Source organism: Candidatus Eisenbacteria bacterium (genome assembly GCA_035577985.1).
Taxonomy (GTDB): domain Bacteria; phylum Desulfobacterota; class Binatia; order DP-6; family DP-6; genus DATJZY01.
In genome coordinates, this window is the sequence record DATJZY010000022.1 from 1 (window position 1) to 16,051 (window position 16,051).

Here is a 16,051-nt window from a genome sequence, read left to right on the forward strand (position 1 = left end):
CGGTGCCGGCGTCACGGCCTACGCGGCGCGCATGGCCCGAGGACCGCGAGCGACGCCTCGCCCCCGGCGCGCGCCACGCCTCCGCCACGACGGAAGCCGCGGGGAGGACCTACGGCTTCGACTGGCTGCCCGTGGTCGCGAGCGGCTTGCCGTCGGGATCGAGCACCACCGGCGACGACACGGATTCGGCGATGAGCCCGTGCTCGGGCGCGGCGTCCGGCGTGTTGTAGCGGAAGCGGGCGGCGCCGTTCTTCACCTGGATCGAGTACGGCGGCTGGATCGCGAGCGGGCTCGTCTCGCCCAGGGTTCCGACCCCCTGCGAGAGGATCGTGACGCGCGTCGTCCCGCTGCTCATCTTGATCGTGCCGGTGAAGAGGTTGCCGCTCGGATCCTTGAGGCCCTTGATGACGACCGAGAGCGCCAGCTTGCCCGGCCCGGTGTAACGCTGCTGGGGCGTCATGAGGATGATCGTGTCGAACGTGTACGCCGAAGCGAGCGTCGGAGGGTTGCAGTTCCCCGAGCCGGGACACGCGACGTACGACGGGACGAGGTAGTTGCGGTTCATGCCCGCCGACGCGGCGTGCGGAAGCGCGAGCAGCGCGGCGAGCAGGGCGAGGACGAGACGCATGCAGAGCTCCTTCTATCAGTCGAGCGCCTGGAAGCGACACGCCTCGGATGGCGGCACTCCCGGCAGTGGATCGTAGATGGTCGCCGTCAGGATGCACATGTCGTCGTCGGACAGAGGCCCGAAGACGAGGTTCGCCGGCACGCACGGCTTCCCGTCGCAGTTGACGCCGTCCTTGCCGCAGGGCTTCGGGTGCGTGGTGGTGGGATCGCTGACGCCGTCCCACACGACGCCGGGGACCACGCCCGGCGTCTCCTCGCAGCCGTATTTCATCTCGCGGTCGCCGACGCCGTTCTCGTACTCGCAGCTGTAGCGGACCTCGGGGAACCCGTTCTCCGCCGTGTAGGCGCGCAGCAGGCCCGCGAAGCGATCGCTCGGCGCGGCGGTGATCGGACTCAGCGACGGGAGCAGGACCAGCCCCGCGTGGAGCCAGTCGGGCCAGTCGAGCACCTCCTCGACCTGCCCGTTCTCGGCATGGGAGATGAGGAAGCGCGTGCCGCGCTTGTGCATGTGCGTCGAGAGGTTGAAGATGCACACGTCGCCGCTCGGATTCGCGCCGCCTTCGGTCTGGGAGTTCGGCGCGCCGTCGGCGCGCCAGGCGGACGCGACGGGGTTGTTCGAAGAATCGGACTTCGTCCCGGGCGGCAGCATGATGTGCTGGTTCGCGTCGCCGTGGATCACCTGGCGGATGACGCGCTTGCGCGGATCGAGCGGGCGCAGCTTGAAGGTGACCTTCACGAGTCCGTGCGCGGGCTTCGACGACTGGTTGAAGTAGTGCGAGTTGATGATGATCCACGTGGCGCCGGGGTCGTCCTTCGGGGCCGGCATCACCTGCGCGAGATCGCCCGGCCACGAGGCGCTGGTGACCGACCACTTGCCCGTCGCGCTCTCGCCACCGGAGCCCGACAGGAAGACACGTGTCTTGAAGAAGTCGGGCGGCCCGAAGCCGGCGCACCCGGCGCTGTCGTCGATGAGATCGTTCGGGAACTTGGTCGAGTCGACACCCGAGTAGCCGTACAGCACCAGGTGATGGCTACCGGTGTTGCCGTGGTTGCTGACGCGCGAGCGCGCCTCCCAGCTCGCGATCTCGAGGCCGGCGACGCCGGACACGCGCACCGCCTGGCAGACCTCGCGGTCGCGTTTGGCTTCGATCCGGAACGGACCCAGCTTCACGCGCACCTTCTTCTGCGGCTTTGCCCACGCGGACGGGACCACGAGTCCGACGACGAGCATGACCCCCAGGACACGCATCATCATGACCTGCCTCATCGCATGCAGCCCCCCTCGTCGTCCAGTTTTCCGGCCGGGGGGCCCACAGTCGATCCCCCGACCGGGGGGTTTTGCGCCCCGGAAGGCCAATTTGCGCGAGGCGACGTTGACGGCCCCGGGATCGGAGCGGGACAATCCAGCTCGTGGGGAGCGACGCGGCGCATCGCATCGTCGTCGTCGAGGATCATCCGATCTTCCGCGACGGCCTCATCCAGTGCCTCGACGCCGAGCCCGACTTCGGGGTCGTCGGCCACTGGGCGAGCGGCGCCATCGACCCGAAGGCGGTCGGGCGCCTCGCACCCGATCTCGTCCTGATGGACATCGAGCTGCCCGAGCGGAGCGGCATCGACGCGACGCGTCTCCTGCGCGCGGAGCTTCCCGACCTCCGCGTGGTCATGCTGACCGCGTTCGCCGAGGCGGATCTCCTTTTCGACGCCATGCAGGCGGGCGCCGTCGGCTACCTCCTGAAGCACACGCCGGCGAGCGAGCTCGCGGGCTCGCTGCGGCGCATCCTCGACGGCGAGCACGTCCTCACGCCGAGTCTCGCGTCGCGCTTCCTGCGCGAGTTCCAGTCGCGCGAGTCGCCGACCCGCCGCCACAAGCTGCCGCAGCTCTCGCCGCGCGAAGCGGACGTGCTGCGGCTGCTCGCGACCGGCGAGACGAATCGCCAGATCGCGAAGCGCCTCTTCGTGTCCGAAGAGACGGTCAAGTCCCACGTCGCGTCCATCTTCCGAAAGCTCGAGGTGTCCGATCGCACCCGTGCCGCCGTCCTCGCCGTCAGAGCAGGTCTCGTGGAGGGGTAGGATCCGGCCGCGGGACGTCCCCGGCCAGGATGCGCCCTTCGCGTGGCTGCGATATCTGCACGAGCCCCTCGCGCTCGCGGGGCTGTGGTGGATCGAGCCGGGCGCGTGGCCGCTCTACCTGCTGCTCACCGTGCTGCTCATCGTCGAGTGGCCGTTCTGCATCTCGCTCGCCGACGACGTCGAGATCTACTTCCCCGTCATGTGGACGAGCGCGGCGGCGACCTACATCATCGGGCCGGCGATCCTCCCGGTGTACTGGATCGCGAGCTTCCTCGGCTTCGTCCTCATCATCGTGCTGGACAAGCGCGGCGTGATTCCCGCCGTCGGGTTCGCCGCCGACTCCGCGAAGCGCTTCCGCGGCGAGCCGTATCGGCCCGACAGCGTGGTCGACGGCGATCTCCGGCACTTCCTGCTCGTCTCCGAGCGTGCCGTCCGCGCCGCGGTGTTCGCGGGCGCGGAGGCCCTGGGCCTCGCCATCTTCACCGGCGTCATCGTCACCGAGGCTGCCGTCCAGCTCTGGCTGCGCATCGTCCCGATCCCGGGCCGCATGGCGCCGGCCCGCTGGCGCGAGCGCATCGCGGCGGTGCTCGGCCCGGGCATGCTCATCGCGTCGCTGGTGCTCGACGTGAGCGTCATTCTCGTGCTCCTGTTCGTGTACCGCGAAGCGGGCCCGTGGGCCTTCGCCGGAGCGAGCCTCGGGACGCTCGCGCTCCACGCCGTCTTGAAGCGGCTCTCCGAGACGCGCGGGGAGCTCGAGCGGCGCCAGAAGCTCGCCGTGATCGGCCAGACCGCGTCGACGGTGTTCCATCAGCTCGGGCGTCACCACGGGGCCATCGGCATGTACGCCCACCTGCTCGCGCGCGGCGGCGAAGGCGGGGCCGCCTGGCCGCCGGCGGTGGGCGAGCATGCGCGCCGCATCATCGCGACGGTCGACGAGGCGAACCGCGTCGTCGACGAGCTCCTCGCCTTCGGCCAGGACCGCACGCTGAACCTCTACCCGCAGGCCGTCGGCACGCTCGTCGACGAATGCCTGGAGGAGTGCCGCCCGCGCGCCGTGAAGCGACAGGTGGCGCTCGCAGTGACGGCGTCGGCCGATCTCGAGGCGACGCTCGACAAGCACAAGATCAAGCAGGCGCTCGGCAACGTGCTCGACAACGCGATCGACGCCGCGCCGCCGGGCAGCCGCGTCGAGGTGTCGACGGCGGCCGACAACGGCGTCGTGCGCATCGTCGTGCGCGATCACGGCGCGGGCGTCGCCCCCGACGTCCGCGATCGGCTCTTCACGCCCTTCTGCACGACCAAGCCCGACGGCGTCGGGCTCGGCCTCGCGCTCGCAAAGGAGCTGGTCGACGCGCACGGCGGGACGATCGCGTGGGAGGCGGCGAATCCGGGAACCGTCTTCGTGCTCTCGCTCCCGCGCGACGCGCACTCGGCTTAGGAGCGCGGGAAGCGCACGCCGCCGCACAGGCAGCCGCCGGCGACATCGACGAGCGACGGTATGCCCGCCCACGAGCTTGCACAACGGCCGGCGATCGAGCACGTGAGCGGTCGTGCCCGAGCTGCCCGACGTGACCGTCTACCTCGACGCGCTCGCCCCGCGTCTGGTCGGCGCGACGCTCGAGCGCGTGCGGGTGGCGAGCCCGTTCCTCGTGCGCAGCGTCGACCCGCCGCTCGGCGACGCGTTCGGTCGCGAGATCACGGGTCTCCGCCGGATCGGGAAGCGCATCGTCGTCGCGCTCGCCGGCGACGTGTACCTCGTCGTGCACCTCATGATCGCGGGGCGCCTGCGCTGGCGCGAGCGCGGCGCCAAGATCCCGGGCAAGCTCGGGCTCGCCGCCTTCGACGTCACGCGCGGGACGCTGTTGCTCACCGAAGCGAGCACGCGCAAGCGGGCGTCCCTCCACGTCGTGCGCGGCGAGGCGGCGCTCCGCGACTTCGATCCCGGCGGCATCGAGGTGCTGGACGCGGATCTGGCGACCTTCGCGGCCGCGCTCCGGCGCGAGCGGCACACCGTCAAACGCAGCCTCACCGATCCGCGCATCTTCGCGGGCATCGGCAACGCGTACTCCGACGAGATCCTGCACGCGGCGCGCCTGTCGCCGGTCGTGATGACGGATCGCCTCTCCGACGACGAGATCGCGCGACTGCACGAGGCGACCCGCGCGACGCTCGCCGGCTGGATCGATCGCCTGCGACGCGAGACGGGCGACCGCTTTCCCGAGCACGTGACGGCGTTCCGCGACGGCATGGCCGTCCACGGTCGATATCGCCAGCCCTGCCCCGTCTGCGGCGCGCCCGTGCAGCGCATCCGCCACGCCGAGAACGAGTCGAACTACTGCGCCACCTGCCAGACGGGCGGGAGGCTCCTCGCCGACCGCTCGCTGTCGCGCCTGCTCCGGGCCGACTGGCCGCGGACGCTGGAGGAGCTGGAGGAACGCCGCGCCGGGACGGACCCTGTACGGCGGGGACCCGGCCGTGCTAGCCGGGCGCCATGACGACCGACCTGTGGATGCTGGTCTGGAGCGCGCTCCTGTGCGTGTCGCTGCCGGTGGTCTACCTCATGGGGCGCTCGAGCGTCCCCGGCGGCCTCGCGTGGGGCTTCGGCAACCGCGACACGCCGCTCGCGGTCCCGGCCTGGACGGGGCGCGCCGAACGGGCCCACGCGAACCTGGTGGAGAACCTCGCGCCCTTCGCCATCCTCGTGCTCGTGGCGCACGTCGCCGGCAAGGCGAACGCCACGACGGCGCTCGGCGCCGAGCTCTTCTTCTGGGGACGCGTCGCGCACGCCGCCATCTACAGCGCGGGGATCGTCTACCTCCGCACCGCGGCCTTCTTCGTCGGGACCGCCGGCGAGCTGATGATCCTGCTGCAGCTCTTCCGCTGACGCCTACTGCAGTTCGCCGAGCACCCACTTCGCCGTGTCGGCGGGCAGCTCGGGGAGGTACTGCAGGAACTCCTCCACGCTCTCGCCCGCCACGCGGGTGCCGAAGTTCTCGCGCAGGAAGCCGTGGAAGTGCGACGCGACGCGCTCGGAGAGGAGCCCGCAGCGCCGGAGCGTCGGGATCACGAACCCCTGCACGGGTCCCAGGCGGCGCCCGCGCGGCAGGTCGCGCGTGATCTCCTCGCGCTCGTTCTGGAGGCTCGTCAGCATCGCGACCGGGTCGACGCCGATCTCGGCCCAGATCCCGAGGAGCGTCGTGAAGAAGCCCTGTGCGTTGCGATCGATGAGCGACCGCGCGCACTCGAGCGCGAAGTCTTCGAGCTCGATGCGCTGGGCGTCGCCGAGACACGGGACGCACCGCTCGATGTACTGCACGCCGTAGGCGTGGTGGCGCGACTCGTCACGGGCGACGTACGTGAGGAGGTCCTTCAGGAGCGGCTCCTCGGTCAGGTTCCGCATGTCGCGGAAGGCGTAGAGCGCGAGGCCTTCGACCACGATCTGCATCCCGACGAGCTTCTTCATCCAGTCGCCGGTCTGGAGCGTCTGGTCGAGGATGCCTTTCAACGACGGCGCGATCGGCCGGATCTCGTCGAGCTTCTCGATGTAGCGCGCGAACACCTCGACGTGCCGGGCCTCGTCCATCGTCTGGGTCGCGGCGTAGAACTTGGCGTCGGTGTGCGGCACGGCGTTGACGAGCTGTGCGGCCACCATGAGGGCGCCCTGCTCGCCGTGCAGGAACTGCGAGAGCCGGAAGCCCGCGGTGCGGCGCGTGAGCTCGACCATCGTCGCCTCGGGCAGCGAGCGCCAGTACGACGTCCGCTCGATCGGAACGCCGGCGCCGAGCGGCGTGGTCGCGAACTTGACGAGGTCGATGGGCCGCTCCCAGTCGAGGTCGCGCGAGCCGATCCACTGCGCCTCGGCCGCCTTCACGTAGAGGTTCCGCAGCTCCTCCACCTCGGGATCGTAGTTCCACTGAAACACGACCTCCATGGCCGTCTCGTACCCCGGCTCCTGCGTGGGGGTCGTGATGTCGAACTCGCTCATCGGGTGACTCCTCTGGTGCGGGACTTGGCGGGACGGTCGATGTCGGCGGCGACGTCGCCGAGGAGCTGGATCAGGCTCTGCAGGGCTTCGACGGCCTCGGCGGTGCGACGGCGATCGAGTGCGGCGAGGCACGTGTCCATGAGGGTGACGAAGCGGCCGGGGTCGCGGCGCAGGCGCTCGCGCGCCGCGCGCAGCGCCGGCTCCTGGAGGAGCGCGCGCAAGCGGCGTGCGAGCATCTGCCAGACCCGATTGCACGTCATGTCGCCGAGGACGACGAGCGTCTCGTGCAGTGCCGCGTAGCGCACCTCGCGGTCGCGCGTCTCGTCGGCGGCGACGTTGCGGAGGCGACGGATCGTGGCGAGCCCCTGGGGCTGCGCACGCTCGATCGCCAGACGACCCATCTCGAGCAGGAGCGGCCGCATGACCTCGGCCAGCTCGGCGACGAGCTCCAGGTTCACGCGTCCGCCGTGGAAGATCATGGGCGCCAGCGTGTCGAGCGTCGCGTCGACGAGCGGCCGCACGGTCGCACCGTCGCCCTGGCGCACGCTCACGAGCCCGAGCCCTTCGAGCACCTTGATGGCCTCGCGGATGGAGGTGCGATTCACGCGGAACTCGACCGCGAGCTCGCGCTCGGGCGGCAGCTTCTGGCCGGCCGGGAAGCGGCCGTCGAGGATCGCATCGCGCAGCTGCTCGGCGACGGCCTCGTGCAGGCGGCGGCGGGCGGGAGCACGAAAGGCGACCACGGCCATCACTCGATCGGTTATCCAATGGTCCAACCAATTGCAACCCTTTTTCGCCGGGGCCCCCGGGGTTGCCGTCGCGGGGTCCGGGGCTACCCTGCCGCCCGTGGGCACGCGGAGCTTTCGCCCGAGGGGTCGCCGGAAGACGGCAGCCGAGGTCGACCGGATCATCGAGGAGGCGCAGGCCGATGCCGGCAAGCGCCGGCGGGACTACCGCGCCCGATCGCTCGAGCTGCACGGGTGGATCTGCGCCAAGTGCGCGCGCGAGTTCGACGCCAAGACGCTGCACCTGCTCACCGTCCACCACAAGGACGGCAACCACCAGAACAACCCACCCGACGGCTCGAACTGGGAGAACCTCTGCGTCTACTGCCACGACGACGAGCACAGCCGCGGCATCCTCGGGGACTACCTCTCCGGGAAGGAGAGGTAGCGACACTACGACGACCCGGGCGGCGTCAAAGGGGGTGGAGGTGATGGCCGATGCTACTCGTGTGGAAGATCGCTCTCGGACTGCTCCTCACGGCGACGGGTCTCGTGGCCCTGTCGCTCGCCGGGGCGCTCGCCCTCGGCTACGCGGTCACGATGGACCACGAGCAGCGCGACGTCCTGCGCCGCCACTAGAGGCTCAGCCATGCCGCGTGCGCGGATCGAGCACGTCGCGCACGGCGTCGCCCACGACGTTGACGGCGAGGATCAGGCCGAAGAGCGCGACCGACGCCGCCGCCAGGTTCCAGACCACGATCGGATCGCGTGACAGCTCGTCGCGCGCCTGATCGATCATCTGCCCCCAGCTTCCCGCGATCCCGATGCCGAGCCACGACAGCACGGCCTCCGAGAGGACGAGGCCCGAGAACGTGAGCACGAAGGTGATGACGACGAGGTGCATCAGGTTCGGCAGCACGTGCCGCACGATGATGCCCGCCGGACCGCCCCCGAGCGCACGCGCGGCCTGCACGTAGTCGAGCTCGCGCACCTTCAGCGTCTCGCCGCGCGCGACACGGCAGAATCCGACCCAGCCGGTCACGCCGAGCGCGACGCACACCTGCCAGGTGCCGAGCCCGAGCACGATGATGAGCGCCGAGAGGAGGAGGATGCCGGGGATCGACGCGAGCGTCGACATGACGAAGAAGACGGCGTCGTCCACGACGCCGCCGAAGTAGCCCGCCGAGACGCCGAACAGGAGCGCCACCGGGATCACGATGAGCGTCGTGAGCCCGCCGATGAGGAGCGCCACGCGCGCCCCCTTGAGCGTCATGTGGAGCACGTCGCGCCCCAGGATGTCGGTGCCGAGGAGGTGGCGTCCCGGGTACGTGAGCGACACCTGCGGCTCGTAGAAGAGCACGTCGGCGAGCGGCGCCGAGTAGCTGCGCTCCTGGAAGTCGATCGGGAAGAGGCGGTCGACGAGCGAGCGCGGGCGGACCGGGTCGGCGCCCCCTACCCACGCAATCGAGTCGGCGAGCGCGACGCCGACGTAGAGCGCGACCACGAGCACGGCGATCGGCCGCCGCCGCCACAGCTCGCCCGCCGCCTCGCGCCACGGCCCGCTCCGTCGCGCCGCCAGTGCGACGCCCGCGACACCGAGCGCGAGAACCGCCACCACGCAGTTCGAGACGACGTACGGTTCGATCACTCGAGACGCACCCGAGGGTCAACGAGCACGTAGCTCACGTCGGTCACGATCTGCCCGGCGACGAACAGCAGGGCGCCGATGTAGACCATCGTGCGCAGGGTCGCGAAGTCGTTGCCGTGGATGGCTTCGACGGTCATCGAGCCAAGCCCCGGGATCCCGAAGAACGATTCCAGCAACAGCGAGCCCGTGAACAGGAACGGGATCGCGACCACCACCTGCGTGAGGATCGGAATCAGCGCGTTGCGCAGCACGTGCCGCGTCATCACCTCGCGGTCGGTGCACCCCTTGGCACGCGCGGTCCGCACGTGGTCACGGTCGGTTTCCTCGACGAATACCGTCCGGTAGAAGCGCACACCTTCGCCCACCGCCGCCATGAGCCCGACCAGGATCGGTAGCGCGAGGAACCGCACGATGACCGACGGCCGCGGATCGAAGCCCGAGATCGGGAACCACTTGAGGACCTTCCCGAGGACGTATTGGCCGCCGATGATGTAGAGGAGGATCGAGACGCTCATCGCGAGCACGCAGGCGACGATCCCCATGCGGTCGATGTAGGTGCCACGGAAGAGCGCCACCAGCAGCGCGAGCACGATCGTCACCGGAATCTCGAGCAGGAAGAGCGGGCCCGTGAGCGCGAGGCTCGGGCCCACGCCCTCGCGCAGGCGGCGCGCGATCGGGACGTCGTCGGCGTCGCTGCGCCCGAACTCGAACGTGAGCGCGCGCCGGAAGTGCTCGACGATGAGGGTGTCGGCGGGGTGCTCGGGGTTCCAGAAGCGCGGCTTGTCGTAGCCGTGGTTCGCGATCCACTGCGCGATCGCCTCGGGCGGGGCCTTCTCGCCGACGGCCTTGCGCGCGATGTCCTCGGGCTTCGTCACCAGGAAGAAGAGGACGAACAGGAAGAAGAGCACGCCCAGCACCGTGACGACCCCGTAGGCGGCGCGCCGGACGACGTAGGCGAGGATCATGCGGCGCCGAGCCTAGGGTCCTGCCGGCGCCTGTCAAGCGCGACGGCGAGAGCGGCCGCCGCGAGCGCGAGCACGGTCGCCCCCGTCGTCGCCGCGCCGACGTAGAGACGGAGCGGCACGTACCGGAACACGACGTCGTGCTCGCCCGGCTCGACCGTGACGCCGCGGAACAGGTAGTCGACCCGCAGCACGCTGCGCTCGGCGCCGTCGACGGTCACGTGCCATCCCGGCCAGAAGACGTCGGCCAGCACGACGAGGCCACCGCGCGGAGCGACTGCGCGCAGGCGAACCGTGTCGTTCGTCTCGCCGACGATGTGCACGGCCGCCTCGCCCGGCGCCTGCGGATCGAGCCGCACGGGATCGGGCCGATCGATGGACGGCTGCGCGCGAGGGTCGATGCCGCCGCCGTGGAGCATGGCGAGCGCGAAGTCCGGGTTCGGCATGACGCGCCAGCGCTCCGTGAGGTAGGCGCGCGGCGCGCTCATCGTATTCTCGTACACGGTCGCGTCGCGGTCCCGGTAGGCGACCCGGAAGCGGTCGCCGGACGGCGTCCAGGAGCGTCCCGCAGCGACGACGACCCAGCGCACCGCCAACAGGTCGAGGACCCGCCAGCCGGGATCGCTCGGGCGCGGCTGGTAGCGGCCCGCGAAGAGCGGCTTGTCGACGTTCGACGATTCCAGGGGTCGCAGGAACCCGTGGTAGGCCGCCGCGACGAGCGGCTCGTAGTCCTGCGCCACGTGCACACCCCAGAGCGTGCCGAGCTTCTCCATGAACGGGAAGCGCCGCCGCCAGTTCTTGACGACGAGGACGCGATCGTGACCGGCGTGCTCGGAGAGGAAGCGGACGAACGCCGGCGGGTCGAAGAACGCTGCGGTGTTGTTCTGCGTGATCATGACGCGGCTCTCGATCGCGACCAGGCGCTCGCACGCGAGCGCCGCGACGACGAGCCACGCCGTGCGCCGGCTCGGATGGACGAGCAGCGCGGTCGTCACGACGAGGATCAGCACGGCCGCCCAGGTCCCCATGAGAAACGGGGTGACCGACAGCGCACCGACGATGCCGAGGACGACGCCGACCCCCGCCCGCACGCCCGCGGGCCACACCGTGCGCACGCGCAGCGCCATGTCGACGCCGAGCCCGGCGAGCAGCGCCAGCGGCAGCGTGCCCACCATTTCCATCTGCATCGGCATGCGAAAGAGCGCGACGCCCGGCAGGTGGTAGAAGATGCGCGTGTAGAGCGGCGAGCCGATCCCGATCAGCATCGCCACGACGAGGACCACGACCGCCGCGTCGACCCACGCCCGGCGCGCGCGCTCGATCAGGGCGAGGGCGACGAACCCCAGCACCGGACCGAAGACGTAGACGAGCTGCCGCAGCTCCGGCTCGCCCGTCTTGATCGGATACGTCTGCGCCAGCGTGAGGCCCGCGGGCCCGCGCACCGCCGCGGCGACGACCTCGAGCGTCGGGAAGAGCTGCACCGCCGAGAGACCGAGCGCAACCGCGGCGCCGACGCCGCCCGCGGCCACGAGCCGGCGGACGTAGCCGCCGTTCCACCCGCCGATGCGCGTCCACACGACGGCGCCGGCGAGCACGAGGAGATATGCCTCGTAGCACACGTGCTGGGCGATGCCGGTGAGAAACTGGAGCGCGAGCGCGACGCCGAGCAACGCCCCGCGCCACGGCGTCGGCGCCACGACGAGCCGCGCGGCGCAGAGACACACGATCGGCACCCAGGCGATCGAGGCGAGGTACGACGGCCGGTAGCCCTCGCCGAGGAAGCGCTCGCTCAGCATGAACGTGAGCGCCGCCACGACGGCCGCCGGCCGGGTGAGGCCGGCGAAGCGGCCGAGGGCGAAGGTCGCGACGCCGGCCGCCGCCACGTGCAGTGCGCACACCCATCCGAGCGCGAGATGCACGGGAACGATCGCTGCGAGCCAGTTGGGCGGATACAGGAAGCCGCCGTTGTAGCCGGCGAGGAACGGGGCCCCGGCCATCTGGAGCGGGTTCCAGCTCGGCAGGAAGTCGCCGCCGCGGTAGGCGAATGCGAAGCCCGGATAGTAGATGGTGTAGAGGTCCCCGGCCCATTTGCTCACGGCCTGCGGCAGCGGCACCGGGCGCACCATCCGCAGCTCCCAGAACGCGAGCCCGAAGACGGCGAGCGCGGCGGCGATGCCGGCGCTCTTCGCGCGAGCCGCGGGCCGCGCCATCATCGCCGGCGTCGCCAGAAGGACACGACGCCCGGCGCGAGCACGATGCCGACGAGCACGAGCCCGGCGTACGCGGGCCACAGGATCGGCTGGTTCCAGGCGAGCTGCTTGTCGCGACGCACGCGCGGATCGACGTCCTCGTACTTGAGCGTCGAGAACGACATGCCGAGCGGCTTCAAGTTGTGCATCCAGCCATGGATCAGCGCGTACTGCTCCTGGTGGAAGAGCTCGATCCACGGCCCCTCGCGCTGCAGGATGCCGCGCATCTCGCGGATGAGCGCGAGCCGCCGCTCGTCGTCGGGCAGGTCGCGCATCTCGAGGAAGAGCCGATCGTACTCGGGGTCGCTGAAGTTCGCGGTGTTCGGGCCACCCTGGCTGCGCGCCATCTTGCTCCAGAGCAGGAAGAGGAAATTCTCCGGATCGGGGTAGTCGGCGACCCAGCCCCACATGAACACCTGGTACGCGCCGCGCCGGACCTTGTCCTGGAACTGGTTGTAGGTGGTGGCGGCGATCTCGACGTCGATGCCGAGCTTCCGCCACTCGTCGCAGAAGAACTGATAGCGCAGCCGTCCGCGCGCGCTCGTGTCCTGCGTGTCGAACGTGAGGTGCAGGGGCTTCCCGGTCGCGGGATCCACGCCGTCCGGATAGCCGGCCTCGGCGAGCAGGCGCTTCGCGCGCTCGACGTCGACCTGGCGGAACGGGTTCACGTAGTCGGGATCGTAGCCGAAGATGCCCGGCGGCAGGGGCGACTCGGCGGGAATGCCGCGCCCGTTCTGGAAGATGCGCGAGAACTCGCGCGAGTCGACGACGAGGCTCATGGCCTGCCGCAGCTTGCGGCCGCGCTCGCCCGCCGGCTTGCCGACCTGGGCGTCGTCCATGTTGAAGCCGAGATAGAAGACGGAGGGCACGACCGTGCGCGAGAGGCGCATGTCGAACGCCGCCATCTCCGGGGAGAGACCACCGGCCTTCACGACGCGGTCGAAGCTCTCCTCGATGATGCCCGAGGCGTCGTAGTAGCCCTGCAGGAACTTCGTGAACGCCGGGATGTCCTCCCTGTCGAGCCGGAGCTCGAGGCGCTGGATGAAGGGAAGCGGCCGTCCCACGTAGGCGGGGTCGAGCAGCCCCTTCGCGGCGTCGCCCGGCTCGCCGGTCGTCGGGTAGGTGGCGGCGGGCGCGTGCCACTCCGGGTGGCGGATGCCGTACCACGACGGGCTCCGCTCGAGCACGATGCGGCTTCGCTTGTCGTACACGGCGAGCCGGAAGGGACCCGTGCCCACCGGATGCTCGCTGAAGAGGTCGCGGCCGTCCTCGCCGTCGTAGTAGGCGACGGCCTCCCACGCGACCGGCGTCGTGAACTCCATCGCGAACCAGAACAGGATCTGCGGGTACGGCTCGGTCAGCACGATCTCGAGGGTCGTCGGATCGAGCACGCGCACGCCCTCGATGCCGCCGGCGACCACGTACTGCTCGGCCGCCGGCTTGGCCGCGACGGCGGGATCCTTGCGGAGCGCCGCCAGCTTCTCGGTGAACTCGCGGAAGCCCACGACGCGCGCAAACGAGCTCCCGACCGGGCTGTCGACGGCCGGGTCGGCAATGCGCATGAGCGCGTACGCGACGTCGCCCGCGACGACCTGCCGCGTCGTCCGCCCGGGAGCGCCGAGCGCGAAGCAGGGATCGTCCTCGTAGAGGAGGTCTTCACGCAGCCGGAAGCGATACGCGACCCGCCCGCCGGGAAGCGGCCGCGGCTCCGGCACCTCGCGGGCGAGGCCGGGAATCAGCCGGTAGGGCCGGTCGAGGAATGCGTACTCGAGGAGCTTGTCGTACACCGCGCCGGTCACGACGTGGTCGGTCGTCGAGTACGCCACCTGAGGATCGAGCGTCTTCGGCGGCTCGGAGAACGCGGAGTAGACGATCTTCTTGGTCGCGTCGGCGTCGGGATACGGATCGTTGCCGCACCCGATCGCGAGCCCCACCAGCGTCACGAGCACGACTGCCCGTCTCACGAGCGCCTTCCTGGCACGCACGCGTCCGGCGCGCCAGCCCGACGCGGCTCGCGGCAAGCGCGGCGGGCGTGGTAGGCGCCCTGCAATGGCGGGCGACGCAGGAGGTGACGGGGCCAGCGTCCGGTTCCCGGTCTCGGTGAAGGGGGTGATCCTGTGCGCCGGGCAGGTGCTCCTGGTGAGCAATCCGCGCCGCGAGTGGGAGCTCCCGGGCGGGAAGCTCGAGCGCGGCGAGACGCCCGAGGACTGCGTCGTGCGGGAGATCGCCGAGGAGCTCGGGCTCACCGCCAGCGTGGGTCCGCTCCTGGACGCGTGGGTGTATCCCATCGCCGCCGACGTCGAGGTGCTGGTCATGACCTACGGCTGCACGGTCGCGTCGTGGCCGTCGAGCGTCGTCAGCCCCGAGGGCAAGCGGGTCGGCTTCTTCGCGCCGGACGCGCTCGACGGCATTCCCCTGCCGCGGGGCTATCACGCCGCGATCCGACGCTGGGCCGCGCAGCAACCGGTGTAGCGTGATTCGTGGCGACTGGTAGACTCGCGCGACGTTGACCGCCCTCCTGGACGTCGCCTTTCCCGCTCTCGCGCTCGGCACGCTGGTCGGTGTTCCGCTCTACGCCTGGCGCGTGCGCGGCCGCGGCTACGCGATCTTCGGGCTCGTGATCCTCGCCATCGCGCTTCCCGGCGCGCTCGTGATGCACGCGCGTCTGGTGGCGCTCCTGCCACCGGCCATGGCGCCCTGGCTGCACGCCGGCTTCGCCTACGCGATGGCGGCCGCCTGCACGCACCTGTGCGGGCTCGTGCGCGCCCGGCTGCGGTCGCGGCTCTTCCGCTACGCCATCAGCCTGCCCGGCATGGTCTTCATCGCGACCGGCGCGCTCTCGGGCCTGTGGCTCCTGGCCCTGCTGCCGGTCTGCGCGCTGTGCCTCCTCGCCGGCTGGAACGGCGCGCTGGCGGCCCTGCGGTGGCTCGACCTCGTGCCGTTCGCCGTCGGTCTCGCTTCGGTCGCCACCTCGATCCGCGCCGTCGAGGAGATCGTGCACATCCCGCTCGACGACGTCGAGCACGCGACGTTCACCCGCCTTCCCGTCGAGCGCCGCCGGCCGCGCGCGCCCGCTCCGTCGCCGTCTCGGCCGCTGCGCGTCGTGCAGATCGCCGACCCGCACATCGGACCCTGGCAGCCCGTGCACCGGCTCGAGCGGCGGATCGCCCGCCTGATCGCCCGCGACCCGGACCTCGTCCTGCTCACGGGCGACTTCCTCACCATGGAGAGCGCCGGGACGTCGGGCGCGCTCGTGCGCGCCCTCTCGCCGCTCGCCCCGATCGCCGACCGCTGCTACGCGGTCTTCGGCAACCACGATCACGAGGCGCCGCAGGTCGTGCGACACGCGCTCGCGGCGCACGGCATCCGCCTGCTCGTCGACGACGAGGTAACGGCCGAGACGGCCGTCGGGCCCGTGCAGATCCTCGGGGCCGACTGGGTGCCGCGCGGACACGCCGAGCACCTGGCCCAGCTGTGCGCGCGCTTTCCGCGCCGCAACGGACACCTTCGCCTGCTCATGCTGCACGATCCACTCGGCTTCGTGCACGTGCCGAACGGCGAGGCCGATCTCGTGCTGTCCGGCCACACGCACGGTGGCCAGGTGGGGCTCGTGAGCCTCGGCTTCGACTGGACGGTGCTGTCGGGAACGCGGTGGCCGGACCACGGGCTCTTCGCCCACGGGACGAACCGCCTGTACGTCCACCGTGGAACGGGCTTCTACGGATTCCCGATCCGCATCGGCGTGCCGGGCGAGGCGTCGGTGCTGGAGATCGTGCGCGCTTGAC

Annotated in this window: 16 protein-coding genes; 8 read left to right on the forward strand and 8 right to left on the reverse strand. The window is 70.9% G+C overall.

The window, feature by feature from the left end; translation table 11 throughout:
* Nucleotides 1-109: 109 nt before the first annotated feature.
* Both VMS22_02710 and VMS22_02715 read right to left on the reverse strand, forming a co-directional pair.
* A complete protein-coding gene (locus VMS22_02710) occupies nt 110-628 on the reverse strand; it encodes a hypothetical protein (GenBank protein HXJ32924.1) in 519 nt (172 codons plus the stop codon).
* A gap of 15 nt (nt 629-643) precedes the next feature.
* On the reverse strand, nt 644-1,882 hold the full coding sequence (locus VMS22_02715) for a hypothetical protein (protein ID HXJ32925.1): 1,239 nt from the start codon (nt 1,880-1,882) through the stop codon (nt 644-646).
* Nucleotides 1,883-2,037: 155 nt separating this feature from the next.
* On the opposite strand from VMS22_02715, the gene VMS22_02720 reads away from it, so the two are divergent.
* The 4 genes from VMS22_02720 (at nt 2,038) to VMS22_02735 (ending at nt 5,581) form a co-directional block, all read left to right on the forward strand.
* Nucleotides 2,038-2,697, forward strand: coding sequence for a response regulator transcription factor (locus VMS22_02720; GenBank protein HXJ32926.1), 660 nt, complete (start codon nt 2,038-2,040; stop codon nt 2,695-2,697).
* Nucleotides 2,654-4,135, forward strand: a complete 1,482-nt coding sequence (locus tag VMS22_02725; GenBank protein ID HXJ32927.1) for a HAMP domain-containing sensor histidine kinase — start codon at nt 2,654-2,656, stop codon at nt 4,133-4,135. The genes VMS22_02720 and VMS22_02725 overlap by 44 nt, the downstream gene beginning before the upstream one ends.
* 112 nt (nt 4,136-4,247) lie before the next feature.
* Complete coding sequence (locus VMS22_02730) at nt 4,248-5,192, forward strand: DNA-formamidopyrimidine glycosylase family protein (GenBank protein ID HXJ32928.1); 945 nt, start codon at nt 4,248-4,250, stop codon at nt 5,190-5,192.
* Nucleotides 5,189-5,581 (forward strand): MAPEG family protein, encoded by a 393-nt coding sequence (locus VMS22_02735; protein HXJ32929.1) that lies wholly within the window; start codon nt 5,189-5,191, stop codon nt 5,579-5,581. The genes VMS22_02730 and VMS22_02735 overlap by 4 nt, the downstream gene beginning before the upstream one ends.
* A 3-nt stretch (nt 5,582-5,584) precedes the next feature.
* On the opposite strand, the gene VMS22_02740 is transcribed toward VMS22_02735, so the two are convergent.
* Both VMS22_02740 and VMS22_02745 read right to left on the reverse strand, forming a co-directional pair.
* On the reverse strand, nt 5,585-6,682 hold the full coding sequence (locus VMS22_02740) for a ferritin-like domain-containing protein (GenBank protein HXJ32930.1): 1,098 nt from the start codon (nt 6,680-6,682) through the stop codon (nt 5,585-5,587).
* Nucleotides 6,679-7,431, reverse strand: a complete 753-nt coding sequence (locus tag VMS22_02745; GenBank protein HXJ32931.1) for a GntR family transcriptional regulator — start codon at nt 7,429-7,431, stop codon at nt 6,679-6,681. The genes VMS22_02740 and VMS22_02745 overlap by 4 nt, the downstream gene beginning before the upstream one ends.
* Nucleotides 7,432-7,528: 97 nt before the next feature.
* Between VMS22_02745 and VMS22_02750 the strand changes: the two genes are divergently transcribed.
* Both VMS22_02750 and VMS22_02755 read left to right on the forward strand, forming a co-directional pair.
* Complete coding sequence (locus VMS22_02750) at nt 7,529-7,855, forward strand: YajD family HNH nuclease (GenBank protein ID HXJ32932.1); 327 nt, start codon at nt 7,529-7,531, stop codon at nt 7,853-7,855.
* A 50-nt stretch (nt 7,856-7,905) separates the two neighbouring features.
* Nucleotides 7,906-8,046, forward strand: a complete 141-nt coding sequence (locus VMS22_02755; protein HXJ32933.1) for a hypothetical protein — start codon at nt 7,906-7,908, stop codon at nt 8,044-8,046.
* 4 nt (nt 8,047-8,050) lie between these two features.
* Here VMS22_02755 and VMS22_02760 read toward each other — a convergent pair whose 3' ends face one another.
* Genes VMS22_02760 through VMS22_02775 form a run of 4 tightly spaced genes read right to left on the reverse strand, consistent with a single transcriptional unit; the run spans nt 8,051 to nt 14,230 of the window.
* Entirely contained in the window at nt 8,051-9,055 is a 1,005-nt protein-coding gene (locus VMS22_02760) for an ABC transporter permease (protein HXJ32934.1), read from the reverse strand.
* Entirely contained in the window at nt 9,052-10,017 is a 966-nt protein-coding gene (locus VMS22_02765) for an ABC transporter permease (GenBank protein HXJ32935.1), read from the reverse strand. Before VMS22_02765 ends, VMS22_02760 begins: the two co-directional genes overlap by 4 nt.
* On the reverse strand, nt 10,017-12,227 hold the full coding sequence (locus VMS22_02770) for a YfhO family protein (GenBank protein HXJ32936.1): 2,211 nt from the start codon (nt 12,225-12,227) through the stop codon (nt 10,017-10,019). Before VMS22_02770 ends, VMS22_02765 begins: the two co-directional genes overlap by 1 nt.
* Nucleotides 12,227-14,230 (reverse strand): ABC transporter substrate-binding protein, encoded by a 2,004-nt coding sequence (locus VMS22_02775; GenBank protein ID HXJ32937.1) that lies wholly within the window; start codon nt 14,228-14,230, stop codon nt 12,227-12,229. Before VMS22_02775 ends, VMS22_02770 begins: the two co-directional genes overlap by 1 nt.
* An 85-nt stretch (nt 14,231-14,315) precedes the next feature.
* Here VMS22_02775 and VMS22_02780 point away from each other — a divergent pair, with 85 nt between their 5' ends.
* Together VMS22_02780 and VMS22_02785 are read left to right on the forward strand one after the other, a co-directional pair.
* On the forward strand, nt 14,316-14,738 hold the full coding sequence (locus VMS22_02780) for an NUDIX hydrolase (GenBank protein HXJ32938.1): 423 nt from the start codon (nt 14,316-14,318) through the stop codon (nt 14,736-14,738).
* A gap of 34 nt (nt 14,739-14,772) precedes the next feature.
* Entirely contained in the window at nt 14,773-16,050 is a 1,278-nt protein-coding gene (locus VMS22_02785; GenBank protein ID HXJ32939.1) for a metallophosphoesterase, read from the forward strand.
* The last annotated feature ends 1 nt before the right edge of the window (nt 16,051 follow it).